General features: G+C 28.1%; 23 protein-coding genes and 1 other annotated feature. Of the genes, 19 read left to right on the top strand and 4 right to left on the bottom strand.

Translation table 11 applies throughout. The annotated features are described in order from the left end of the window. Nucleotides 1-81 precede the first annotated feature (81 nt). The 9 genes from BR69_RS0116850 (at nucleotide 82) to BR69_RS0116890 (ending at nucleotide 13,492) form a co-directional block, all read left to right on the top strand. Nucleotides 82-1,428 carry a TrkH family potassium uptake protein gene (locus BR69_RS0116850; protein WP_027634254.1) on the top strand — a complete coding sequence of 449 codons (1,347 nt, stop codon included), beginning with the start codon at nucleotides 82-84 and terminating at the stop codon, nucleotides 1,426-1,428. A 12-nt stretch (nucleotides 1,429-1,440) separates the two neighbouring features. Then, entirely contained in the window at nucleotides 1,441-2,103 is a 663-nt protein-coding gene (locus BR69_RS0116855; RefSeq protein ID WP_027634255.1) for a potassium channel family protein, read from the top strand. Nucleotides 2,104-2,117: 14 nt separating this feature from the next. Then, entirely contained in the window at nucleotides 2,118-2,900 is a 783-nt protein-coding gene (locus tag BR69_RS0116860) for a TrmH family RNA methyltransferase (RefSeq protein ID WP_027634256.1), read from the top strand. A gap of 52 nt (nucleotides 2,901-2,952) precedes the next feature. Next, nucleotides 2,953-3,171, top strand: a binding site (T-box leader). A gap of 57 nt (nucleotides 3,172-3,228) precedes the next feature. After that, complete coding sequence (gene pheS / locus BR69_RS0116865) at nucleotides 3,229-4,248, top strand: phenylalanine--tRNA ligase subunit alpha (protein WP_027634257.1); 1,020 nt, start codon at nucleotides 3,229-3,231, stop codon at nucleotides 4,246-4,248. Between the two features lie 13 nt (nucleotides 4,249-4,261). Then, nucleotides 4,262-6,637, top strand: a complete 2,376-nt coding sequence (gene pheT, locus BR69_RS0116870; protein WP_027634258.1) for a phenylalanine--tRNA ligase subunit beta — start codon at nucleotides 4,262-4,264, stop codon at nucleotides 6,635-6,637. Between the two features lie 333 nt (nucleotides 6,638-6,970). Next, a complete protein-coding gene (locus BR69_RS0116875) occupies nucleotides 6,971-8,191 on the top strand; it encodes a cell division protein ZapA (RefSeq protein WP_027634259.1) in 1,221 nt (406 codons plus the stop codon). A 107-nt stretch (nucleotides 8,192-8,298) separates the two neighbouring features. After that, on the top strand, nucleotides 8,299-10,644 hold the full coding sequence (locus BR69_RS0116880; RefSeq protein WP_027634260.1) for a U32 family peptidase: 2,346 nt from the start codon (nucleotides 8,299-8,301) through the stop codon (nucleotides 10,642-10,644). 14 nt (nucleotides 10,645-10,658) lie between these two features. Further along, nucleotides 10,659-13,025: an endonuclease MutS2 gene (locus tag BR69_RS0116885; RefSeq protein ID WP_027634261.1), complete on the top strand. Its 2,367-nt coding sequence runs from the start codon at nucleotides 10,659-10,661 to the stop codon at nucleotides 13,023-13,025. An 8-nt stretch (nucleotides 13,026-13,033) separates the two neighbouring features. Then, nucleotides 13,034-13,492, top strand: coding sequence for a 2-thiouracil desulfurase family protein (locus BR69_RS0116890; protein ID WP_027634262.1), 459 nt, complete (start codon nucleotides 13,034-13,036; stop codon nucleotides 13,490-13,492). A gap of 58 nt (nucleotides 13,493-13,550) precedes the next feature. On the opposite strand, the gene BR69_RS0116895 is transcribed toward BR69_RS0116890, so the two are convergent. The 4 genes from BR69_RS0116895 to BR69_RS20740 all read right to left on the bottom strand — a co-directional run bounded on the left by BR69_RS0116895 (nucleotide 13,551) and on the right by BR69_RS20740 (nucleotide 16,217). Beyond that, nucleotides 13,551-13,883: an SdpI family protein gene (locus tag BR69_RS0116895; protein ID WP_027634263.1), complete on the bottom strand. Its 333-nt coding sequence runs from the start codon at nucleotides 13,881-13,883 to the stop codon at nucleotides 13,551-13,553. Nucleotides 13,884-14,032: 149 nt separating this feature from the next. Beyond that, on the bottom strand, nucleotides 14,033-14,557 hold the full coding sequence (locus BR69_RS0116900; RefSeq protein ID WP_027634264.1) for a GNAT family N-acetyltransferase: 525 nt from the start codon (nucleotides 14,555-14,557) through the stop codon (nucleotides 14,033-14,035). A 265-nt stretch (nucleotides 14,558-14,822) separates the two neighbouring features. Beyond that, the gene (locus BR69_RS0116905; protein ID WP_027634265.1) at nucleotides 14,823-15,179 is read right to left on the bottom strand and encodes a DUF4180 domain-containing protein; all 357 of its coding nucleotides are present in this window, start codon (nucleotides 15,177-15,179) and stop codon (nucleotides 14,823-14,825) included. Nucleotides 15,180-15,422: 243 nt separating this feature from the next. Continuing rightward, nucleotides 15,423-16,217, bottom strand: coding sequence for a DUF5692 family protein (locus tag BR69_RS20740; RefSeq protein ID WP_051623654.1), 795 nt, complete (start codon nucleotides 16,215-16,217; stop codon nucleotides 15,423-15,425). 220 nt (nucleotides 16,218-16,437) lie between these two features. On the opposite strand from BR69_RS20740, the gene BR69_RS0116915 reads away from it, so the two are divergent. From BR69_RS0116915 to BR69_RS0116965, 10 genes are all read left to right on the top strand, one after another. After that, on the top strand, nucleotides 16,438-16,758 hold the full coding sequence (locus BR69_RS0116915; RefSeq protein WP_027634266.1) for a PadR family transcriptional regulator: 321 nt from the start codon (nucleotides 16,438-16,440) through the stop codon (nucleotides 16,756-16,758). Between the two features lie 2 nt (nucleotides 16,759-16,760). Continuing rightward, nucleotides 16,761-17,453, top strand: a complete 693-nt coding sequence (locus BR69_RS0116920; protein WP_027634267.1) for a DUF1048 domain-containing protein — start codon at nucleotides 16,761-16,763, stop codon at nucleotides 17,451-17,453. A gap of 280 nt (nucleotides 17,454-17,733) precedes the next feature. Continuing rightward, nucleotides 17,734-18,372 (top strand): membrane protein insertase YidC, encoded by a 639-nt coding sequence (gene yidC / locus BR69_RS0116930; RefSeq protein WP_034850036.1) that lies wholly within the window; start codon nucleotides 17,734-17,736, stop codon nucleotides 18,370-18,372. Between the two features lie 327 nt (nucleotides 18,373-18,699). Next, complete coding sequence (locus tag BR69_RS20745) at nucleotides 18,700-19,716, top strand: S66 family peptidase (protein ID WP_034850038.1); 1,017 nt, start codon at nucleotides 18,700-18,702, stop codon at nucleotides 19,714-19,716. Nucleotides 19,717-19,852: 136 nt separating this feature from the next. Beyond that, the gene (locus BR69_RS0116940) at nucleotides 19,853-20,596 is read left to right on the top strand and encodes a hypothetical protein (RefSeq protein ID WP_027634270.1); all 744 of its coding nucleotides are present in this window, start codon (nucleotides 19,853-19,855) and stop codon (nucleotides 20,594-20,596) included. Between the two features lie 162 nt (nucleotides 20,597-20,758). Then, nucleotides 20,759-21,196 carry a GNAT family N-acetyltransferase gene (locus BR69_RS0116945; RefSeq protein WP_027634271.1) on the top strand — a complete coding sequence of 146 codons (438 nt, stop codon included), beginning with the start codon at nucleotides 20,759-20,761 and terminating at the stop codon, nucleotides 21,194-21,196. Nucleotides 21,197-21,421: 225 nt separating this feature from the next. Next, entirely contained in the window at nucleotides 21,422-22,318 is an 897-nt protein-coding gene (locus BR69_RS0116950) for an HD domain-containing protein (protein ID WP_027634272.1), read from the top strand. 371 nt (nucleotides 22,319-22,689) lie between these two features. Beyond that, the gene (locus BR69_RS0116955) at nucleotides 22,690-23,787 is read left to right on the top strand and encodes a hypothetical protein (RefSeq protein ID WP_027634273.1); all 1,098 of its coding nucleotides are present in this window, start codon (nucleotides 22,690-22,692) and stop codon (nucleotides 23,785-23,787) included. Between the two features lie 203 nt (nucleotides 23,788-23,990). Beyond that, nucleotides 23,991-24,620 carry a hypothetical protein gene (locus BR69_RS0116960; protein ID WP_027634274.1) on the top strand — a complete coding sequence of 210 codons (630 nt, stop codon included), beginning with the start codon at nucleotides 23,991-23,993 and terminating at the stop codon, nucleotides 24,618-24,620. A 68-nt stretch (nucleotides 24,621-24,688) separates the two neighbouring features. Then, nucleotides 24,689-25,012 carry a single-stranded DNA-binding protein gene (locus tag BR69_RS0116965; RefSeq protein WP_027634275.1) on the top strand — a complete coding sequence of 108 codons (324 nt, stop codon included), beginning with the start codon at nucleotides 24,689-24,691 and terminating at the stop codon, nucleotides 25,010-25,012. The last annotated feature ends 90 nt before the right edge of the window (nucleotides 25,013-25,102 follow it).

The following is a 25,102-nucleotide window of genomic DNA, read 5'->3' on the forward strand; positions in this document are numbered from 1 at the left end:
CGCATTTTTATTTTTATTTTTTTATATAAAGAGATATAATATATTGTAGATGTTTTAAATATAAGCCGTTGAGGTGAGAATATGCAGTATAATTTACCAAGAAAATTAAAACTAAATGCAGTGCAAATATTAGCATTAGGTTTTGCTATTGTTATATTAACAGGAGCAATTCTTTTAACATTACCTATATCAACTAAGACTGGTGTTAGAACTAGTTTTATTGATGCACTCTTTACAGCAACTTCAGCTACCTGTGTTACAGGACTTATTACATTAGATACGGGGACTTACTGGAGTTATTTTGGAAAGACTGTTATAATTTCTCTTATACAAATTGGTGGACTAGGATTTATGTCCTTTACAACTCTTTTTGCTTTACTTTTAGGTAAGAAGATAACCTTAAGAGAGAGACTTATAATGCAGGAGGCTTTAAATACTTTTAATTTACAAGGTCTTGTAAAACTGGTGAAATATATATTAGTATTTACTTTCTCAGTAGAATTCTTGGGAGCCTTATTATTATCAACACAATTTATACCACAGTTTGGTTTCCTTAAAGGAATATATTATAGTATATTTCATTCTATATCTGCATTTTGTAATGCTGGATTTGACTTGTTTGGGAATTTTTCAAGTTTAACATCTTATGCTAATAATTCAGTAGTAATTCTAACCATAGGAGCACTTATAGTAATAGGTGGAATGGGTTTCTCAGTATGGTCAGAGATATATAACTGTAAAAGCTTAAAGAGACTTTCCCTTCATTCAAAACTTGTTATATCAATGACAGTGGGGTTAGTAGTAGGTGGAACTATACTTATGTTTTTATTTGAGTTTAATAATCCAGCTACTATGAAAAACATGGATATGAATGGGAAGTTTTTATCTTCTATATTTGCTTCCATAACTCCAAGAACAGCAGGATTTAACTCCATATCAACATCTGATATGACATTAGCAGGTAGATTTTTAACTACCATTCTTATGTTCATAGGTGGATCTCCTGGATCAACAGGGGGAGGAATAAAAACTGCCACAGCAGGAGTACTTATTATGACAGTAGTATCTGTTATAAAAGGAAGAGAAGATACCCAGATGTTCAAGAAAAGGATAAGCAAGGACCTAGTATATAGAGCTTTAACAGTGGCATCCTTAGGTGGAGCTATAGTTGTTATAGTAACTATGATTTTATCTGTAACAGAAATAGGTATTAGTTTTGAATATTTATTATATGAGGCAACATCAGCTTTTGCAACAGTAGGATTGACCCTTGGAATAACAACAAAGCTTTCAACTATGGGTAAGATTATAATAGCACTTACTATGTATTTAGGTAGAGTAGGTCCTATGACAGTAGTTCTTGCATTAACTACAAGAAAGAAAAATAAGTCTATAAAATATCCTGAAGATAAAATTTTAGTAGGTTAGAAGGAGGCTATTATGGCTAGTAAGCAATATGTTGTAATAGGTTTAGGAAGATTTGGAATTTCTGTAGCTAAAACTTTATATGAATCAGGTCACGAAGTATTGGCTATTGATAAAAATGAAGATGTGGTACAAGAAGTTTCAGATAATGTTACTCATGCAGTTCAAATGGATGCTACAGATGAGGCAGCTCTTAGAACTCTTGGAATAAGAAATTTTGATGTAGCAGTTATTACTATTGGTTCTGATATACAATCTAGTGTAATGGTTGCATTAATAGTTAAAGAACTAGGCGTAAAATATATAATTGCAAAAGCTCATAATGATTTACATGCAAAGGTTCTTTATAAGATAGGTGCTGATAGAGTAGTTCAACCTGAAAAGGATATGGGTGTTAGGGTAGGGCATAATATAGTGTCCTCTAGTATACTAGATTATATAGAACTGTCACCAGACTATAGTATAATAGAAATAGAAGCGCCACAAATATGGATAGGAAAATCAATAAAAGACTTAAATGTTAGAGCTAATTATGGAATTAATATAATGGCTATAAGAAGAGATAATGAAGTTAATATTTCTCCAGATGCAGATGATATAATAGAAGAAAATTATATTATAATTGCTATTGGCTCTGTAGATGATTTAAGTAAACTTGAAACCATGATATCTAAATAAGGTGGAGTAAGTTTATGATAAGAACCATAGAGAGTAAGGATAACTCTTTTATAAAAGAAGTTAAAAAATTAAAAGATAGAAAACAAAGAAAAGCTGCTAAACAGTTTTTAGTAGAAGGAATTAAAAGTGTAGAAGAGGTAATAAATTCACCCTATACCTTGGATTCTATCTTATATAGTGAGAAGATGGACGGAAAAATAGACTCTATTATAGAGGGATTAAACCATAGTAATGTGAAGATATATAAGGTCAAGCATGAAATACTAAAGAATCTTTGTAGTACAGAAAATCCTCAAGGAATTTTAGCTGTAGTTAATATTAAAGATTTTAAGGTTGACACATTAAAGGATGGTTTTTATGTTCTTGTAGATAGGGTTCAAGACCCAGGAAATATTGGAACTATAATAAGATCAGCCCATGCTAGTGGTGCTAAAGGAATAATATTAACTAAAGGTAGTGTAGATATATTTAATGATAAAGCATTAAGAAGTACCATGGGATCAGCTTTCCATATGCCTATAATAGAGGATGATGGAGAAATATTACCTTACTTAAAGCTAAAAGGGTATAAATTTTTAGTGAGCTCCCTTCAAAGTGATAAAGACTTTTTTGAAGTGGACTTAAAAGGAAACTTAGTTATTTGTGTAGGTAATGAGGGCAATGGTGTATCAGATTATATTTATGATTTAGGTGATATAAAGGTTAAGATTCCAATGCCAGGTGGGGCAGAGTCATTAAATGTAGCAGTAGCATCATCTATTATGATGTTTGAAATAGTAAGGCAAAAATTAATTTAACTGTTGAAATATTTTTCTTATGTATGTATAATTGTGACTAAGTAAATAATTATAATAGGCAATGAAGGAGAGAGTAGATATATTTATCTTTTTCAGGGAGAAAGGGTCTTAGACTGAAAGCCCTTTTACAAGAAGATATATTGAAGTTCGCTCTGGAGCACTAAGGGAGAAGTTTTATAGTAACCCTTAGCGGGTAAAACCGTTATTCTTACTAAGAGAATCTTAATTTTAAGATTAACTAGGGTGGTACCGCGGATAATCCGTCCCTTTTTTTAGGGGCGGTTTTTTTATTTACATAAAAGTATTTTGAAAGGAGAAGAAAGAAGTTATGAAAGAAAAATTAGCGCTTATTAAAGAAAATGCATTAAAAGAAATAGCTAAATGCGTGGGAAGTACTGAAATTGAAGCTGTAAGAGTTAAATATCTAGGTAAAAAAGGAGAATTAACTTCTATATTAAGAGGAATGGGAGGGCTCTCAAAGGAAGAGAGACCAATAGTTGGTAAGATAGCTAATGAGGTAAGAGAGCATATAGAAAAATTCTTAGATGATAGCATAAGTTCAATAAAGAACAAAGAAAAGAATGAAAAACTTCAAAATGAAGTAATAGATATTTCTATGCCAGGAAGAAAGCAAAATATAGGTAAGAGACATCCTATAGAACTTACTTTAAATAAAATGAAGAATATATTTATAGAGATGGGATTCTCCATAGAAGAGGGCCCAGAAGTTGAATATGACTATTATAATTTTGAGGCTTTAAATATACCAAAGAACCATAGTGCAAGAAGTGAGCAAGATACTTTTTATATAAATGATAATATTGTATTAAGAACCCAAACCTCACCAGTTCAAGCAAGGGTTATGGAAAAGCAAAAGCCACCTATAAAAATGATATCTCCAGGAAGAGTTTATCGTTCAGATGCAGTAGATGCAACACATTCCCCTATCTTTTATCAAATGGAAGGTCTAGTTATAGATAAGGGAATAACTTTTGCAGATCTTAAGGGAACTCTTGAATTATTTGCAAAGAAAATGTTTGGAGATGATGTGAATACTAAATTTAGACCACACCATTTCCCATTTACAGAACCATCTGCTGAAATGGATGCAACTTGCTTTGTTTGTGAAGGAGAAGGATGTAGAGTATGTAAGGGTAGTGGTTGGATAGAACTTCTTGGTTGCGGAATGGTTCATCCAGAGGTATTAAGAAGATGTGGAATAGATCCAGAAGAGTATTCAGGCTTTGCTTTTGGATTTGGAGTAGATAGAATGGTTATGCTTAACTATGGAATAGATGATATAAGATTATTATATGAAAGTGATATGAGATTTTTAAATCAATTCTAGGAGGAGATAAATAATGAAGGTACCAGTTATATGGCTTAAAGATTATGTAGATGTTAATATAGATGCAAAAGAACTAGGGGATAAGTTAACCTTATCAGGCTCTAAGGTAGAGGAAGTTGTAACCACAGGAGATGAAATAATTAATGTAGTTACAGCTAAAATAGAAAAGATAGAGCCTCACCCAGACGCAGAGAAACTTGTTATATGTCAAATTAATGTAGGAGAAGAAGAATTAATACAAATAGTTACTGGAGCTAAAAACATGAAAGAAGGGGATATTGTTCCAGCAGCTCTTCATGGAGCAGTTCTTCATGGTGGATTAAAGATAAAAAAGGGTAAACTTCGTGGAGTTGTATCTAATGGCATGATGTGTTCAGAAGAAGAACTTGGAATAGCAGGAGATGAACCAGTACATGGTTTAATGATCCTTAATGAAGATACTGAAGTTGGTATAGATATAAAGGAGGCCTTAGGTCTTAATAAATCTACCATTGAGTTTGAAATTACGTCTAATAGACCAGACTGTTTAAGTGTAGTTGGTATAGCTAGGGAAACAGCAGCAACTTTAGGAAGTAAATATAACATGCCTAGTATGGAATTCACTCCTAAATGTAACTTAGACATAAAGAATGAATTAGAGGTAGAAATTAAGGATTCTCTTTGTATGAGATATATGGCTAGAGGGATAAAGAATGTTAAAATAGAGCCTTCTCCTTCATGGATGCAAGAAAGATTATTAGATGCAGGGGTTAGACCAATAAATAATATAGTTGATATAACTAATTTTGTCATGTTAGAGCTTGGTCAACCAATGCATGGATTTGATAAGCGTGAAATAACTTCAAACAAAATTGTAGTGGATAGAGCACAAAATGGAGAGAAGTTTGTAACCCTTGATGAAATAGAAAGAACTTTAGATAGTGAAGTATTAACTATAAAGGATGGGGAAAGAACCATAGCTCTTGCAGGAATAATGGGAGGATTAAACTCAGAAATAAAAGAGGATACTAAGGAAGTAATTTTTGAGTGCGCTAATTTTGAAGGAGTTAATATAAGACTTAACTCTAAGAAATTAGGATTAAGAACAGAATCTTCTTCAAGATTTGAAAAGGAAATAGATCCTAACTTAGTAAAGCTTGCTATGGATAGGGCATGTTATCTTGTACAGGAACTAGGTGCTGGAGAGGTTATGGAAGGTACCATAGATATATACAATAACCTTAAGGAAGAAAAACAGTTAAAGGTAGATTCTCAGTTTATAAATAGATTTTTAGGAACAAACTTATCAAAGGAAGATATGAAAGAGTATTTAGATAGATTAGACTTAAATACTAAGATTGAAGAAGAAATTTTAAATATTACAGTGCCTACTTTTAGGATAGATATAAATATAAAGGAAGATATAGCAGAGGAAATAGCAAGAATCTATGGTTATGATAAGATAGGATCAACTATTGCAAAAACCACAGGTCTTAAGGGAGCTAAAAACTCTAAGCTTAAAAAAGATGATGTTATAATAGATACTATGATAGGGCTTGGATTAAATCAATCCATAAGTTATTCTTTTGTAAGTCCTAAAACCTTTGATAGTGCTAACATTAGTAAAGACAGTGACCTTAGAAATGTAATAGCTGTAAGAAATCCATTAGGAGAGGATTATAGCATAATGAGAACATCTACTATAGCTTCTATGATGGAAAACTTAGCTAGAAATTATTCAAGAAATAATGAAGAGGCTAGACTATTTGAGATAGGTAAAGTATATATTAAAAAGGAAGAAGATAAACTTCCAGAAGAGAGAAATATTTTAACTGTTGGAATATATGGAAATGTTGATTATTTAGATATAAAGGGAATAGTAGAAGAAGTTCTAACTTCTATGGGAATAGAAAGAGGAACATTTAAAAGACAAAGTGAGAATTCTTCATACCATCCAGGAAAAACAGCAGAAGTTTATATAAATAAGGATGTTATGGGGGTTCTAGGAGAAATTCACCCTGATGTTTGTGAAAACTATGGAATAGAGGTTAGCTGTTATTTAGCAGAAATAAATTTAGATGCTCTTTATAATAAAGCAGACCTAGTAAAAAAATATAAGGTGTTACCTAAGTTCCCAGCAGTTACAAGAGATATAGCTATACTTGTAGATGATTCAATTCTAGTTCAAGATATAGAAGAAGCTATAAGAAAAGCTGGTGGCTCTATGGTAGAAGAAGTGAAATTATTTGATATCTATAAGGGAGCTCAAATACCAGAAGGTAAGAAGAGCATAGCTTATGCTATAGTTTATAGAGATGAAAATAAAACATTGACAGATAAGGAAGTTAACAAGGTTCATGATAAAATATTAAAAGCTCTAGAATACAAAATAGGAGCAGAATTAAGATAAGGAAAACATTGTCTGAATATCAATTTAATTAGATTGTTTTCTACTGAGAAAATATATGTTAAAATATAGGTAACTATATTTTACATATATTTTCTTTCTATTTTAGGATAATTAAGAATTGTATTAATTTTTATACTAGGACTATTATATAAATATTATGAGTTTAACATTATACAATAAATTCACTCATAAATAAGCTATATAATGTTTAAATAGAAAGAAGATACCATTAGGGAATTACATTTTAGTTTAACCTTCATATGGTCTTAAATATATATGTAAGTAGTAAATTAAATTATTTTGAATATAAAGTGGGATAAAAGGGTGGTTGCCATGAATAAAGTAACAGTTGAAATAAATGGAATGGAGTATAATTTAAAGGGAGAAGAAAACAGAGAGTATTTAATAAATGTAGCTAACTATGTGGATTCAAAAATAAAAAATTTAATAGATGGAAATAAAAAGTTAAGTACAGCTTCTTCAGCTATTTTAACAGCTATGAATTCTGTAGATGAGATGTTTAAAGCAAGAGATGAGGCCAAGGAAATAAAAAACCAATTTGCACTTTTAAAAAGTCAAATATCTTACTTGGAGAGACATAATAAGGAATTAGAAGATAAAGTAGAAGGTTTAGAAACTACATTTAATTTAAAAATAAAAGAAAATACTCATGTCTATGAAAATAAGATAAAAAACTTAGAAGGTATTGTGGAGAAGAATGGAGAAGAAATTTTAAGTTTAAAGAAATTAAGAGATGATTTAAAGTTAGAAATTCAGGATAAAAATATAATATTAGAACATAGAGAAGAATCATTAAATAACCTTCAAGAAGAAATACATAAGTTAGAAGAAACTTATAGGAAAGAAAAGTCAGAAATAGAGAAAAATTGTGATGATAATTTAGCTAAAACTTTAGAAGAGAAAAAATCCATGGAAATTTCTTTAGTAGATTTAGAAAATAATCTTAAGGAAACCAATAGTATTCTTGAGGAAAAAAGTAACTCCATAGAAAAACTAAAGAATGAAAAAAGGGTTTTATTAAAGGAAAATGAAGGTAAGGATAGGGAAGTATTTAATCTAAAGAAAGAAAAATCTATTTTAGAAGAGATTAAGCTTCAATTAACAGATAACATTAGAGATTTAGAGGGAAAGTTTAAGGACTATGAGGAGAATAACTCTTATAAAGATAAGGTAGAATCATTAAGTAAGCAAATAACCATATTAGAAGAAGAGGCTAAAAAATATAAAAAGCTTAATGAATATTTAAAGGAAAAATCTAAGGAAACATCATTTACAACCTCAAGTAATTTTTATAAATTAAAAACTTATCAAAATAAATATATAGTTCTTATAGAAGAACTTATAGAAAGCCAGATAAGATATATATGCTTAAATGAAGATATTGAATATATACCTCCCATGGATATAGAAAGATATATAGAAAATAATGATGATTTTGATATAGAAGAGGAAGTAAACTTTATGATAAGAAATGGTCAAAGATATCCAAGTTCTCTTAAAAATAAGGCAATAAGAAAGATGTTTACAGCATAGCTCATGGATTCATGAGCTATTTTATATATTAACATTGAATTTTATTTAATGTATAATAAGTTAAGTGGAAAACAAAAGAAGTTAAAAATAGTAGAGAGGTGCAATTTATGAAGGGGATAGAATTATTAGCTCCGGCAGGAAGTCTTGAGAGCTTATATGCGGCAATAAACAAAGGCTGTGATGCAGTTTATATGGGAGGAAGTAAGTTTTCAGCTAGGGCTTATGCATCTAATTTTACTAATGAGGATTTAGAAAAGGCTGTAGATTATGCTCATTTATATGGAGTGAAAATATATATTGCATTAAATACTTTAATAAAGGAAGAAGAAATCTTAGAAGCTTTTGAATACATAAGATTTTTATATTCTATAGGGGTAGATGCATTAATAGTACAGGATTTAGGAGTTGCAGAAATTTTAAAAACATATTTTAAAGATTTTGAAATTCACGCTTCTACTCAGATGACAATTCACAATGGAGAAGGAGCAATATTTTTTAAGAATAATGGATTTCAAAGAATAGTTTTATCAAGAGAACTTACTTTAAAGGATATAGAGTATATCTCTAAGGATTTAGGTATAGAGACTGAAATATTTGTTCATGGAGCCTTATGTGTTTGTTACTCAGGTCAATGTTTAATGAGTAGTCTAATCGGAGGCAGAAGTGGTAATAGAGGAAGATGTGCTCAACCCTGTAGGTTACCCTATACCCTTATAAATAAAAATACAAGGGAAGAAAGTAAAGGATATCTACTAAGTCCTAAGGATATATGCAATATAGAAAATGTTGAGGATTTAATAGAAAGCGGAACCGCTTCTCTTAAGATAGAAGGACGAATGAAAAGACCAGAATATGTAGCTGGAGTTGTAGAAAGTTATAAAAAGGCTGTAGATTCTTATTATAAAAAGAATAGCTTAAATAAAGAAAAGGAAAAGAAAAAACTTTTGCAACTATTTAATAGAGAAGGATTTTCAAAGGCTTATCTTTATGGAAATAAAGGAAAAGATATGATGGCATATAGTTTTCCTAAAAACACAGGAGTACATATAGGTACAGTTTTAAAGGATAATACAATAGTCCTTGAAGAGGCTATTTTTGTAGGAGATGGGATTAGAAATGGAGAGGAAGGTTTTAGTGTTTCTAAGATACTAGTAAATAATAAGGAAGTAAGTAGTGGAAATAAAGGGGATAGAGTAATTATACACCCAACTAATTATAAAAGAGGGGAAAAACTCTATAAGACCTTAGACAATAATCTTATGAAGACATATGAATCAAGCTATTTAAGTCCTTATGGGAAAAAGATTACCTTAAAAGCTAAAGTAGATTTCAAGGTAAATGAGGAAATAACTATAACCATTTATTTCCATGGAAATAAGTTTTATACTAAGGGGGAAATAGTTCAAGTAGCTAAGAATAAACCTCTATCTAAAGAAAGAATAATGGATAGTCTTCAAAAGAGTGGAGATACTCCATTTAAAATAGAAGAGATAATATTTAACACCTATGAAGACGGGTTTCTTCCAGTGTCATCTCTAAATGCTGTAAGAAGAGAAATAATAGAAGCTATAGAAAGTAGTATGATTAATACTTATAAGAAAGAAAGCATAAAGAGAGAACTAGAGGGATTAAGAAAAGAAAAAATAGGAAAGTTACCTTATTTGTTAGTGAATGTATCTACTAAAACACAGTTAAATAAGGTTTTAGAACTTAATGTAGAGGATATAGGAGTTAATATATTTTATAGGGGAAATCAGTATTTAAAAGAAGATGATTTAAAGAATATAAAAGGAAAAAGACTATATTTAAAAATACCAAATATAGTTAAGGAAGAGTTTAACAAGGTAGCTAGTATAATTGAAAGAAATTTAGAAAATATAGAGGGAATAATAACTTCTAACCTAGGAATAATAAATTCATTTAAGGATAAAACAAGAATAATAGGAGACTATAAACTAAATTTATATAATAGTTATGCTACAGAATATATGAAACCCCATATAGATGGTGCATGTATAAGCCTTGAGTTAAATAAAAAAGAAATGAACAAATTAGCTAGTAAAAGTACTATGGACCTTCAAGTGCTTTTATATGGAAACCCAGAACTTATGGTAAGTGAATATTGTCCTATAGGTAGTGTTATGGGAGGTCGTGATTCTAGTCATAACTGTTCTATGCCTTGTGTTAAGGGAGACTTTACATTAAGGGATAGAAAAAACCAAGAATTTATAGTAAATACTGATGTATTCTGTAGGAGTTATATATATAATAACAACAGTATTAACTTGATACCTATGATGAAAGAGATAAACAATGTAAGTAGCTTTAGAATAGATTTTATTAATGAAGATGAGAGAGAAGTTGAAAAAGTCATAACTTCCTTTAAGGAAGGGAAGTGGGATCATAGCTATGAGAATTACACAAGAGGACATTATAAAAGAGGAGTAGAATAAAAGGGGAAATTACTATGAATGAAAAAGCATTAAAAGTTTTAGAGTTTAATAAGATAAAAGAATTAATGAAAAAATATACGGCTACTTCTGCAGGAAAGGATTTAATAGAGGACCTAGTGCCTTACAATAATTCCCGTGAAGTTGTAATGCATCTAAAGGAAACGGAAGAAGCATTTAACCTTTTACTAAAGAAAGGGAATCCACCTTTTGAAGGATTATATGATGTAAGAGAAGGTATTGAAAGGGCAGGTAAGGGCGGAACCTTAATGTCAGGCCAACTTATTAGAATAGCAAATATGCTAAGGTCTAGTAGGAGATTTAAGGATTATATATCTAGAAAAGAAGGGGAAGAGGCTTATTATGAACTAGAGAGTCTTTGTGATGGAATAGTTCCTTTAAAGAAGTTAGAAGATGATATTTTATTTGCTATTATAAGTGAAGAAGAGATATCAGATAGAGCATCTCAAACCTTATATAATATAAGAAGATCATTAAAGGAAAAGAATTCTTCTATAAGAGACAGAATTAATGATGTTATAAGAAGTAATTCAAAATATCTTCAGGATAATTTATATACTGTAAGAGGAGATAGATATGTAATCCCTGTAAAGGCTGAACATAAGGGGTCAGTACCAGGACTTGTACATGATCAAAGCTCATCAGGAGCTACCCTATTTATAGAGCCTATGCATCTTGTAAACTTAAATAATGAGATAAGAGAGCTTATGCTTAAGGAAAAGGCTGAGATTGAGAGAATTTTAGCTGATTTATCTCAAAGAGTATATGAAAATATTTTTGAGGTTAAGAATAATAGTAAAATAATTTGGGAACTTGACTTTATATTTGCTAAGGCCAAGTTTAGTAGTTCAATAAATGGAATAATGCCAAAGGTAAATACTGATGGTAGCTTTAATATAATTGAAGGAAGACATCCTTTAATAGATCCTAAGGTAGTAGTTCCATCTAGCATTTATTTAGGAGAAGATTTTACATCTTTAGTTATTACGGGACCTAATACAGGTGGAAAAACAGTTACCTTAAAAACAGCAGGGCTTCTTCATATTATGGCATTAAGTGGAATATTAATTCCAGCAAAATCAGAATCCTCTGTGGCATTTTATGAAGAAATATTTGCAGACATTGGGGATGAGCAAAGTATAGAACAAAGTCTCTCAACTTTCTCTTCTCATATGACTAATATAGTTAAGATAATAGATAAGTCTAACGAAAAGTCCTTGGTTTTATTTGATGAACTAGGAGCAGGAACAGATCCAACGGAAGGGGCAGCATTAGCAGTATCTATACTAGAATACTTAAGAAGTAGAAATGTAAAATTAGTTGCAACCACTCACTATAGTGAGCTTAAAGCTTATGCCCTTGAGACTGAGAGTGTTGAAAATGCATCTGTAGAATTTGATGTGGAAACTTTAAGACCAACCTACAGGCTTTTAATAGGAATTCCTGGAAAGTCTAATGCCTTTGATATATCAAGGAGACTTGGACTTCAAGGTCATATAATAGAAGAAGCTAAAAACTTAATTTCTAAGGATAATGTAAGGTTTGAAGATTTAATAAGCCATCTTCAAGAAAAAAGCATAAAAGCAGAAAAGGATGCAAGAAGTGCAGAGGTCTTAAAAACTAATATAGAATCACTTAAAAAGAATTATGAGGATAAGCTTCAAGGAATAGATAAGATAAGAGAAAAAGCCTTAGAAGAAGCAAGAAGAGAAGCGAGAAGTGTCCTTCGTGATGCTAAGGAAGAAGCTGACCAAATTCTAAAGGATATGAGAGATTTAGAAAAAATGGGCTATGGCTCAGAAGCTCGTGCTATGCTAGAAGAACAAAGAAAGACTTTAAAAGATAAACTAGAAAGCCATGAAGAAAAGGTAAGTTTATCAACAAAAGACAAGGGTGAAAAGATAGATAAGGTTACCCTTGGTATGGAGGCTATGTTACCTTCTTTAAATCAAAAGGTATCTATATTAACCCTTCCAGATAATAAGGGAGAAGTACAGGTTGAAGCAGGTATAATGAAGATAAATGTAAAGCTCTCAGATTTAAGACTTATAGGAAATGGTACTTCAAGTAAACAGGATAGAGGTTCAAAGAAAAGAGAAGCAAAGCTTAATTTAAGAAGGGTTGAATCTTCAGTAGATTTAAGAGGAATGGATGCAGAAGAAGCTTGCTATAATGCAGATAAATATTTAGATGATGCATATTTAGGGGGACTTAATGAGGTGTCTATAATCCATGGTAAGGGAACAGGAGTACTTAGAAACGCCATAAATGAAATGTTAAGAAGACATCCTCATGTAAAGAACTTTAGACTTGGAGAATACGGTGAAGGTGGTACTGGGGTAACTGTTGCCGTATTAAAGTAGGTGAAGCTATGATACTTGTTAGTGCATGTCTTTGTGGAGTGAATTGTAAATATAATGGAGGAAATAATCTTAAGAAACCTCTAAAAAAGCTTTTAGAACAGGGAAAGGTTATGATGGTTTGTCCAGAACAATTAGGCGGACTAGAAACTCCAAGAAAACCTTGTGAAATATCTTTTGGAAGTGGAAAAGAGGTTCTACAAGGAAAAAGTAAAGTTATTACTAAGGAAAATATAGACTGTACAGAAAAATTTATAAAAGGTGCAGAGGAAACATTAAACATAGCAAAATCTATAAATCCAGAATATATAATATTAAAATCTAAAAGCCCATCCTGTGGTGTTTCAAAAATTTATGATGGAACTTTTACAGGTACATTAAAAAATGGGAGTGGAGTTACTGCAGAACTTTTATTAAAAAATGGATTTAAGGTAATAACTGAAGAGGAAGCTGAAAGGTTAATAAAATAGAACTTAAATAAAAAAGGATTTAATTCATAATTAATGAGTTAAATCCTTTTTATTTATACTATAATTTTCTACTTCCATCTTTCTTAAAAACTTTTGTAAGATGAACTTCATCAAGAAAAATCATAATAACAAAACCTATTAAAATCAATATATTTTCAAAACCTATACTAAGATTTTTAATTAAATGATTTAAAAGAAATTCTAAAGCCACATAAATGAAACCTAATATAATAAGAGTGATGGCTGAATATTTTTGTGCTTCATTCCATACATCTTGATTTTTCATTGATAAGTTAGTTCTATAACCATATATACAATTAATTTTTCGTGGTGGAAGAACCTTAAATATAAACCCAAGGACTAAACATATTATTCCTACAAGACCTATCATATACACCTCCAAAATTTCATTTAAAATCAATTCTTATTTTTTCTCTTTTTCTAGATTGTAGTTCATAAAAAATCTTTAGTAGATTGAACATAACTTCTATGAACATTAGTGCAAATGATAGTAGTAAACTCTATACAAGAATAGAGCTATTATAATTCTAATATCATATGTATGTCATAAGGTTCTAACTCATATAAATCTTTATTTATTTCATTTGTTAACTTTGCTCCTAGGGCAGAATAAAAATCCACTGTATTTTTAAAAGGAGTAGCAGAGATATAAAGCCTTTTAGCACCTAAATCCCTTGCTTTTTCGCATAATAAAGCAACTAGATTTTTACCAATGCCTTTTTTACGATAGTTGCTACTTATATATAACATATCTAACTTAAGTTCATCATTATTTAAACCAATAAACTTATTATCTAGAGCACCTAAGCCTACAATTTTATTATTATGAAATGCTCCATATATAGTACCATTTCTAGAATATATATCTTCTAGTCTTTCAATGTATTCATGTAGTTCTTCTAGATTCCAGCCGTTAATATTGTAAAACTCATTTACTAATTCTAGTTTATGATTTTTATAATAATAAGTTTCCTTTGTAATTTCACTTCTATCAATGTCACCTAATAGCTTAAGTTCTGACATTTTAAGTAGTCTATAATTCAACTTTATCACCTCATTATATATAAAGTAAAAGTATTAATTCTATAATTTCTTAATTTAATATTTTACTTGTACACTAGAGAAATAATACTTATATAAAGTAGGCTTTAATTTTACTTATTATAAGAAATTCTACCTTATAGTAAGAAATTAAAACCTAAAAATAGTAAGATTTTTATATTATTAAAAATTTTCATTAAGGTTTAATATAATTTAGATAATCATATTCTTTTTAATAGTATGATTATCTAAATTTAAGAGGAAAGTATTATAAGGATTCTACAGCTTCCTCTTCTGTACCCTTAAAGAGTATGTTCTTTCCTTTATTGGATTCATAGATAAAAGAATTTAAACTTTTACTATTATATTGGTGAAACTCACCAATAATAGCTAGAGGGAGCTGATAATTTGTATACTTTTGAATTATTTCACCAGCAATACCAGTTTTTAAGTCAAAAAAATCCTCAATTATATTCTTCTTGTTAATAATTATTTTATCGCAATTATAATCATATCTAACCGTTACCATAAGATCTAAAGCATCTTGAACATTATTAATAATTACATCATCGCTAGATATAACTGCTATATTTACATCATTTTTATTTATTACTTTTATATTCATACTTTACCTCCTTTAAATCTGTAGAGTATATAAACATTATACATTTGTTACATATATATTGATATTATATATTAAAAAATTATTTTTTCAATAATGTAAATATAATAAGTTTTTTGAATATTATTATATATTTATATGGAATCCTTAAGATTAAAAAACTTTATATAGTCGCTTAAGTATTTTTCTTTAAAAAGAGTATTCATATTTAAAAAGATAGATAAGTTTTAAAAAAGAAAATTTATTTTAAGCTTTAAAGGCATGATGCTTATTATAAAAAACCTTTTTATAATACCAAATTAAGAATATTATATGAAGTGTAAAATTTATATAACTAAAATAGTTTAAAAACTTTACATTATAAAGGTTACTACTATTCATAAGGTTACTAAATATATCTCCTAAAGATGCTCGAGTTAATAAGTGAAAAAATAATGTGTAGGCTCTAGCACTTATCCATAAATCCTTTCTATTATTTATAAGTGCTCTTATAAAGGGAGTTAATAATACAGATACTGTACTTAATACAAACAGATAGTTTTCTCCGTATACAAAACAAATATCCCATACTGTATAAAGAAAAATCCAGGCTATAGATATATTGTTAACTATGATATTAGTATATTTATTACCCTCAATAGAAATTAGCCAATTATTTTTAGGAAGAGGCATGGTAATACATAAAATTAGTCCACAGAGTCCATTAAGGATATTTTTAGTTACAAATAAATCTGTAAGGGAAGCCTCTAAAATATTAATTCCAATTATCATAAAAAAGGCAATACTTGTCCAAGGCTTTTGTAAAAACTTTAGTGTATCATACTTTTCACTATATCTACATAGGGTTAAAAATAAGGTTGGAAAAATAACACTAAGGGTTTTAGCTATCCTAAAAGGAGAGCTTAAGTTATTTCCCCAAAAGGGAATAGTTAAAAGAGAAAGAATACAAATAGCCAGGGCTAATTTAATATTTCTTCTCATTAATTCATGAAAAGTGTAGAGAATTAATATGTATATAAGCATATATATTATAGAATTCATTGATATACCTCCTAATATTATTTTATTATTACACTAAGTTATATTATATTTACAATATTCTCCATATAGACACACTCATAATATCATATAATTTAATCAATTGTAAACAATTAATTAAATTATTTTACTTTGAAATGAAAGACAAGAGACTACTTGACAATACATAGTAGCTTTGATAAATTATAAATAAGCTATTATGTAATACAAAGTAGGTGATGACTTGGGAAATTCTACTCAAATTTTAAAAGGGTTATTAGAAGGGTGTATATTAAAAATAATAAAAGATAGTGACACCTATGGATATGAAATTTGTGAAAGTCTTATAAACTATGGATTTGAGGAAGTTTCAGAGGGAAGTGTATACCCTATATTAATAAGATTGGAGAAGAAGAATATAATATATTCTTCTATGAAAAAATCTCCATTAGGACCTATGAGAAAATATTATTATTTAACTAAAGAAGGAGAAAGTGAATTAATAAATTTTATTAGTTCTTGGGATAAAGTGAAAAATAGTGTTAATAAGGTTTTGGAGGGATAATTATGGTATCATACTTTAAATTAAAACTTTTAAGATATAAAAGTAAAAAAAATCTTAACACAAAAAATAGAGGTTTATATAATGCAATTACATGTTATATAAATAATAGTGACTTAAGTTTATATGATAAAGAAGAGGTTTTGCAAGAAATCTTAGATATTATACTTCAAGCACAATTTCATAATAGGAATATAAATTTATTTATTGGAGATGACTATGAAAAATTTTGTGATCAAGTTATTGAGGAATACTTAAGCAATAGAAGTAAAAGCTTAAAAGTAATATCCTTATTAGAAAGAAATATAATTTGGGGACTTATAATATCAGGAGTATTAGTTATAACAAACAAAATTGGAGAGGGTATTTTAGGTATAAACCTTAATCAGGTGATTTTTATTTTATTGATGTTACTGTTTATAATCCCCATATCTAAAAAAGGAAGACAGGGTACATCAAGCTATGATCTATTTCATAAAGTATTTTTAATGAATAGCTCCTTATATAGAAAAAATGTTAAGATTCCAATAATATTTATAAGTATATTAGTTATAGCTTCATTTATAGGAGAAAAGTTATTTTTTATAGATACTTATAGGATATTTTTATTAGGTGATATTATTCCATATACTCTATTAGGGATAGGGGTATTAGTAACTATTGAATTTTTAAAGCTATATTATAAGAGGATTATTTAATTATGACTATGGAATTATTTAATGTCATAAGTTTATATAATATAACTTCAATTATATTATTATTTATAACAGTTCTTTATACTGTTAGATATTTATATAAAGATAAATCTTTAAAAATTATTAATCACAAAAATATAGTTTTTAAATATATATCATCCATAGTTGTTTGTGTTTACAGTTATAGAACTTATAATAAGTATAGAATTTATTTATTTACTACTTTATTTTAGTAAATAGTAATAAACCGTAATATTACTATTTATAAGAAGGAGTAAAAGTGATGATTTCTAAGATTTTAAATACTATTATAGAAGTTTTATTTAATTTTACAGGGGATCTAGGAGTGGCTATAGTACTTATTACACTAATAGTAAAACTAATTTTATCTCCCCTTGATATACAGTCAAAAGTTATATTATATAAAAATAATAAACTCAGAGAAGAATTTGAAAGTATAAAGGAAAAATATAAAAATAACAAGGACAAGATGGAAGAAGAACAGAAAAAATATGAAAAGGAATCATTAAAAAACATAAAGGGGTGTTTAGGGACTTTAATTCAGATACCTGTGGTTACATCTTTATATTTTACAGTAACTAATATTAATATGGAGGCTACCACTTTAATAGTTCCATGGGTTATTAATATTAAAGAATATGATAATTATTTTTTTGTTCCTTTAATATATATCTTAATTTCTCTAGCTCCAACTATGATTTCACACTTTTCTTATTTTAAAGATAAGGTAAATAATAAGATAGATAAGAAGACTATAATTCCTATAATAATCATAAACCTATTAATATCTATTAAAGCCCCGGTAGCTTTAGGGATATACTTTATAACCTCATCTTTAGTTAATTTTATTCAAGAATTAGGATTTAGATTATATATAAAAAATAAAAAGACAATATATTAGGGAGAATGATTTTATAAGCTATCATGAGAGTAATAATTTACTTATGATGGCTTTTTTATATTATCCTATTATATATTACAATAGGATAATATTGGAAAATGTGTTATAATAGTATTACAAAGCATTTGATGAAATATTATTAAGATTTATAAGGATTTTAATATCAGATTTATATTGATTATTTATAAAAAGAGTATGGATTTATTTATAAATTATTAATATAAGATGCTATTCTAGTTAAAAATTTTTATGTGAAAAGTTTAGTATAATATGTTAAAAACAAGAAAGTTTTTTGATTAGAATATTTTTATAAAGAGGAGTAAAGGAATGAGATATACAAGGCCTCTTAGAAAAGGAGATACCATAGCTATTGTTTCTCCTTCCTTTGGGATTATAAAAAATTACGAAAAAAGATTAGAAAAAGCCATAGAAAATTTGAAGTTTTTAGGATATAAAATAGTATTATATTATAATATAGGTGTGTTTTATAAGCTACAGTCTGATACCAAAAAAGAGAGAGCAAATGCATTTATGAAAGCTTATCTTGATCCTAAAGTTAATTTTATATTTTGTGCCACAGGAGGAGAACGACTTATAGATATGCTCCCATACTTAGACTATGAAGAAATAAAAAGGGCAGAACCTAAAGGAGTGCTAGGATATTCAGATATAAGTAATCTTTTATTTGCTTTAACATTAAAATGTGATATAGCTACCTTTCATGGTCCCTTAGCGATAGACTTTGGAAGTAAAAGTTTAAATAAAGGAACTATTAATGCATTAAGGGTTATAAAGGCAGAGGATAGAGTTTTTCAAGAGAGTTTTGATTTTTATGGGGAAGATAAGTTTGATATAAATAAAGATCCTAAGGGAGATTATAAAGAAACAAATAAAGTTAAGTGGAAGAGCTTAAGTGGAGAAAATGCAGAATTTCAAGGAAGAATCTTAGGAGGATGCTTAGATACTATCAGTAATTTAGTTGGAACTAGATTTGGAGATGTAAAAACCTTTGGAGAAAAATATAAGAAAGAAGGGATTATATTATACTTTGAAAGCTGTGATATGAATTCCGTTAGTATATATAGAGCACTTTGGCAAATGAAAGAGTTAGGGTGGTTTAATTATTTAAAGGGAGTTTTAATAGGAAGACCTGTAGGATACAGTGATGTTTTAGATTTTACCTTGGAGGATAGCTTAAAGGAAATTTTTAATGACCTTAATGTTCCAGTTATTTTTCATGTGGATGTTGGTCATACAAAACCACAACTTACTATAGTAAATGGAGCTATTGCAAAGGTTAAGTTAAAGGATAGTAAAGGAGAAATAGAAACTTTACTAAAATAATTATAGAATTATTCTATTTTACTAAGTAAATTTTAAAAGGTTTAAGAGTATTTAAAGTTCTTAGTTTATTAGATTGAAAGGATTATATTCGGCAATTATATATTAATATAAAAAATAATTATACAGGGGAGAAAATGTGAGAAGTATGAGCAAAGTATCATTATTAGGAGTAATCCATGATCCTAAGGGAAGAAACTTAGAAAGTATTAAATTATTTGGGGAGAGTATAAAAGAGTTATATAAAAATACATATATAACAATAAGTGAAGAAACTCATGAACATATATATAATAGTCTTAAGAGTTTTGGCTTTAATATTAAGATTATAGAAAAAAGAGGTGCCGCTGATGCAAGGAGACAGGTTTTAAGATTTGCCCTTGAAGAGGAAGGGGAATTTTATCATTATATAGATCTTGATAGACTTTTAACTTGGATAAAATTTTACAAAGAAGAGCTTAAAGAAGTTATAGAAATAATACCTAATTATGATTATTTAATCTTAGGAAGAACCAATAAAGCTTTTGAAACTCATCCTACACCTTGGAAGGAAACGGAGAGAATAACTAATAGAATATTTTCTTTGGAAATTAAAAAGGAAGCTGATGTTACAGCAGGGTCTTGCTGTTTTTCACAAGAAGTTGCAAAGGGTATATTAAAATATTCCAAGGATAAGATGACAGATGGAGAGTGGCCTATGATAGCTTATAGAATTTTAAGAAAAGAAGTTAAGTATAAAGCGGTAGATGGGCTTTTATATAATAGAGAAATTAATGGGGTATCAAAAGATATTAATGAAAGTGATGAATACTTCTCTAGGTTAAGATTAAGTTATATAATAAGTGAATCATCAAGAAATACAGGGAAAAATAATGAAATATAAAATTAATTCATTGTAAATTTTTCTTAGATAGATTATAGAGAATAGTGTTATAAGAATTACAGTTTTTATCTTAAGATTAAGAAGCTAGATTTTAGAATTATAAGATAAATAAATTTATTATATAAATATTATAGTTTTAAAAAAGTTATAGGGGGATGAAAATTGAAAAGTTATGAAAGTATAACCATAGAAAAAGCTACTAAGGAAGAATGTAATATAGTAAGTGAAATTCTAATAAAATATAATAACCTTAGGGTACCTTTTACCCAAGAAAATCCTTTTACATCTATGAATTTTGTTATAAAGAATAGCTTAGGGAAAATTATAGGAGGAGTACTTGGAACTCTATATCTTTGGAACATATTAGAGATACACGTAATTTCTATAGAAGAGGAATATAGGGGAGAAGGATATGGAGCTTTAATTTTAAATACAATAGAATCAAAGGCGAAATCTTTAGGGTGTACTTTAATTCATTTAGATACCTTTGACTTTCAAGCTAAGGACTTTTATGAAAAGTATGGTTATAAGGTATTTGGAGTTCTTGAAGATTGTCCAGAAGATCATAAAAGATATTATATGAGAAAAAAATTAGTTTAAATAAAAAGTTCTATTACTAATATATATATTAGTAATAGGACTTTTTTCTTTCTTTAAATTAATTTTAATTGAAGATTTTAATTTCAATAAATACCCATTAATTATAATTATGATTTTGTGCAAAATATATAAAGGGAGTTAAACTGAATTGTATGTTGATTAAAAGATAGTTTATATACAAATTAAAGTATATAAACTTCAACCTGTGAAAGAAAGGATGATATAATGAAAAATCAATATTTAAAAACCTTACATAAGGGAAAAAAGGTAGAAACCTCATTTATGATAAATAAAATTATTTCAAGGGATGGTAATAATGTATATGCTTTTATAGGAGATAATACAGGAGAAGTTAAAGCTAGATTTAAGGATGAAAATAGAGCATTTAAAGTTGGAGATGTAATAACTGTTAAGGGAACTTTAGGAGAAAGTATAGATGTAGACAAGGTAAAAAAAGAAAAAACTTTTAATATAATGGATTATTTACCTTCAGTTAAAAGACCTATAGAGGATATTATGAATGAAATTGAGCTTCTTTCTAAGGAAGAATTTAAAAGTGAGGAAGCAATAAAGTTAAATGAATACTTTTTTAAGAATGAAGAGTTTATAAATAAATTTAAAAAGGCTATAGGTGGAGTATATCAACACCATAATTATTTAGGAGGACTGGCAGAACATACATTAAATGTAATGCATTTAACCAAAGTTTTATCCTATAGATACAATTGCAGATATAAGGAAATTGCAATTCTAGGAGCTAAGCTTCACGACATAGGTAAAATATATGAGATGAGTTATGATGGACCATTCAACTATACTCTAAGAGGGGATATGGAGGGACATATAGTAATTGGAGTAAATATGATAGAAGATGCTTTTAGAGAAAATAAGGAATTATATGATGAAGAATTTAAGGGGAGAATAAAGGGTATAATTGTTCAACATCATGGAAAAGAGGAATATGGATCCCCTAAAGCACCTAAGACAGTGGAATCTCATATAGTTCATTACGCAGACTATGTAGATGCTATGATGAACAAGATAGAAATAGTAACTGAAAGTGTGGAGAAGGGGCAATGGACTCCTTATGAAAGAAGGATAGAGGGTAAAATTTTTGTATAAGCCTATGGACATTATTAAAGGAAGTAGATACAATAGGATTTAACTTAAAGATTTTTAATCTTTAAGTTAGTAGTCCTATATAGATAACTAAGTATAAGTTAAGAATTAAGTCAGTAACCCTAAATATATATTAAGTAGAAAATATATTTTATAATTATAATAAAATATATTTTAAATATACTTAATATATTTTATTAAGAGCTTTAGATATAAATTTATAGGATATTTAAGAATTCTATTTTAAGATACAGATTAAACAATATAAGAACAGGGAAATACCTTTAAGGTTCTATGGAAGGTTAAGGTCTTTTCTTAAATAGAAATAGTATAAAGTTAATAATCCTATTAAGTTTAAGGGGGAGAGGAGATATATGATAATATTAAATCCTTTTTTAAATGATGATCTATTAAAGAAAATAGGGAAAAAGGTAAAAAAAAGTAATAGTTATATACAGTTTTATAAAAATAAGATTTCTAGTTTTCAGGGAGGAAGACAATTAGCAAGTGATGATTACTTGAAGCATAAAAAAGAAATAGAAGACCTTAGAAGTTCTGTAACCATAGAGGATTTAAAAAATTCTGATATGTTTAAACTAGATGAATTATTTTATATTATGATAGAGATTTCAGTATTTCTTATTGGAAGCTTTATGATATATAGATTTTTAGATAAATATAAGTTTATAGCTATTGGGGGATTTTTCTTTATATGCGCTACATATTCTATAGTGAGTAGAATATTAAAAAAATCTAGACTTAATAAAAAACACATTGTGGAAGAGTATATAGATGAAGAGGACTTTAATGGTCTTAGCAGTGATTTAGCTAGGGTTGAAATAACTAAGGATGAAGAATTTTCTAGTATAGAAGACATTATAAATAAAAATAGACTTCTTTTAGAAACGGAAGAAAATAATGTGCATGTCTTCTTAAGAATATATGAGGAAATAGAAAACACATTAAAGTATAAAGATTTATTGAATGCCTTATTAGAAAAAAATATAGGAGAATATAATTATATATTAAATGGAGTATTTTTTAAGGAAGATATATTTGCAGAAGCTATGTTAATAAAATCAGATTATATTTTTCTTATAAGATTTTCGGATATAGAGGGTACACTATTTTATGAAAAAGAAAATCTTCTTTTAGTGGATAAGGGGCTTAAGGTCATAAATTTAAATAAAGAGATAACAACATTAAAAGAGAAAACTTTAGGTATAGGAAAGTTATTAAAGGAATCTAAAATAGGACATAAAGAATTAATCCCAATAATAATATGCTTTAATGATAACTGTAATATTAGGACAAGGGTACCAGGAATATATCATATAAAGAATATACATGAATTTATAAGAACTTTAAATGATATAAATGATAACCTGATATTTTCTAAGTCTATTGGACAATCTATAAAAGAAATTTATATAAACAATACAGAAGAAATATTAAAGATAAAAAAGTTGTAGAATAGGGTATATCCCTAAGTCTATGACTTTTTTCTTTATAAGTTTAAAGAGTTTACTAAATATAATGGACCTTAAAAATTATTTAAGGTAAAGACAATAAGATTTTTTATAATTAATTAATCTTGATAAAGGCAATATGCAATGATATATTAAATTATAAAGAAAAGGTTCTCTTATATTATTAAAAAGGGGTAGGTAATAATATGATTAAAACAGATTTAAATGACAATATAGGTGTAGATTTTTCGGAAGAATTAGAAATTTTAATAAAGGAAGATAAAAACTTTAATGAAGAAATAGAAAAGCTTTATAAAAAATATGTAGGGTTTAATTCAAGAGCAATAGAAGCTATGGATTTAAGTCAATTAAGTTTTTTATTAAATCATAATAGAATAAAAGATTATAGTAAAATGAGCATTTTAGGAATACTTCTTATAGAGCATGGAGATAGGATATTTAGTGAAGGAGATAGTGGGTTTAATAAATCTTTAAAAGGGGTAGAGATTTTAAGTGACATATATTTAAATCATAGAGAAAGTAAGGTTTGTTTTTATAAGGCTTATTTATTTAGGGCTTTAGATACACTATTACATAAAGAAGATATATTGCCAGTAGAATTAAAAAAGCAGATATGTGAGATTTTCTTTAGTACTAAAAATTACAACAAGGCAGTTAAATTAGCATTAGATATAATAAAAGAAGAAAAGTTATATAAGTATACAGCCTTAAATATGTTTAAGGAAATCTTAGATGGGAATGAAGAGGATATTAAGAGAAATAATCTTACCATAAAGGAAGTAGAAGAATATTTAAATTATATAGAAAATATTTAATAGGGGAACGTATATTCTTATTTATTGTGGTCAATAATGTAGATAATAATAAATAAGGAGTGATACCTATGAACAATGTATCAATAGTTGGAAGAATAACTAAAAGTTTAGAGATTAAAACATATAATGAGGGAGATGGGAAATATACATCTTTCACCATTGCTGTCCAGGAGTACATAGGAAAAGAGGAAAGTGTAAGTTTTATAGATGTGGTTGCTTTTGGGAAGAAAGCAGAGGTGTTGTGTAGTTATGGAGAAAAAGGAACTCTTATAGCTGTAAACGGTAAGCTTAAAAGTAGCAACTATATAAATAGAGAGGGAATTAAAAGATATACCACTAATATACTTTTAGAAGACTTTAAGTTTTTAGGAAAGAGTAAAAAGGTAAGCTAATAATTTAGAAGCCTTAGATTTTTCAAAGGGATAGGTTATTATATTAACTTATTATAAGTAGTATAAATAATATAAGGGTGAGAAATGCAA

This window comes from Clostridium hydrogeniformans DSM 21757 (assembly GCF_000686705.1).
Classification (GTDB): Bacteria; Bacillota; Clostridia; order Clostridiales; family Clostridiaceae; genus Clostridium_Z; species Clostridium_Z hydrogeniformans.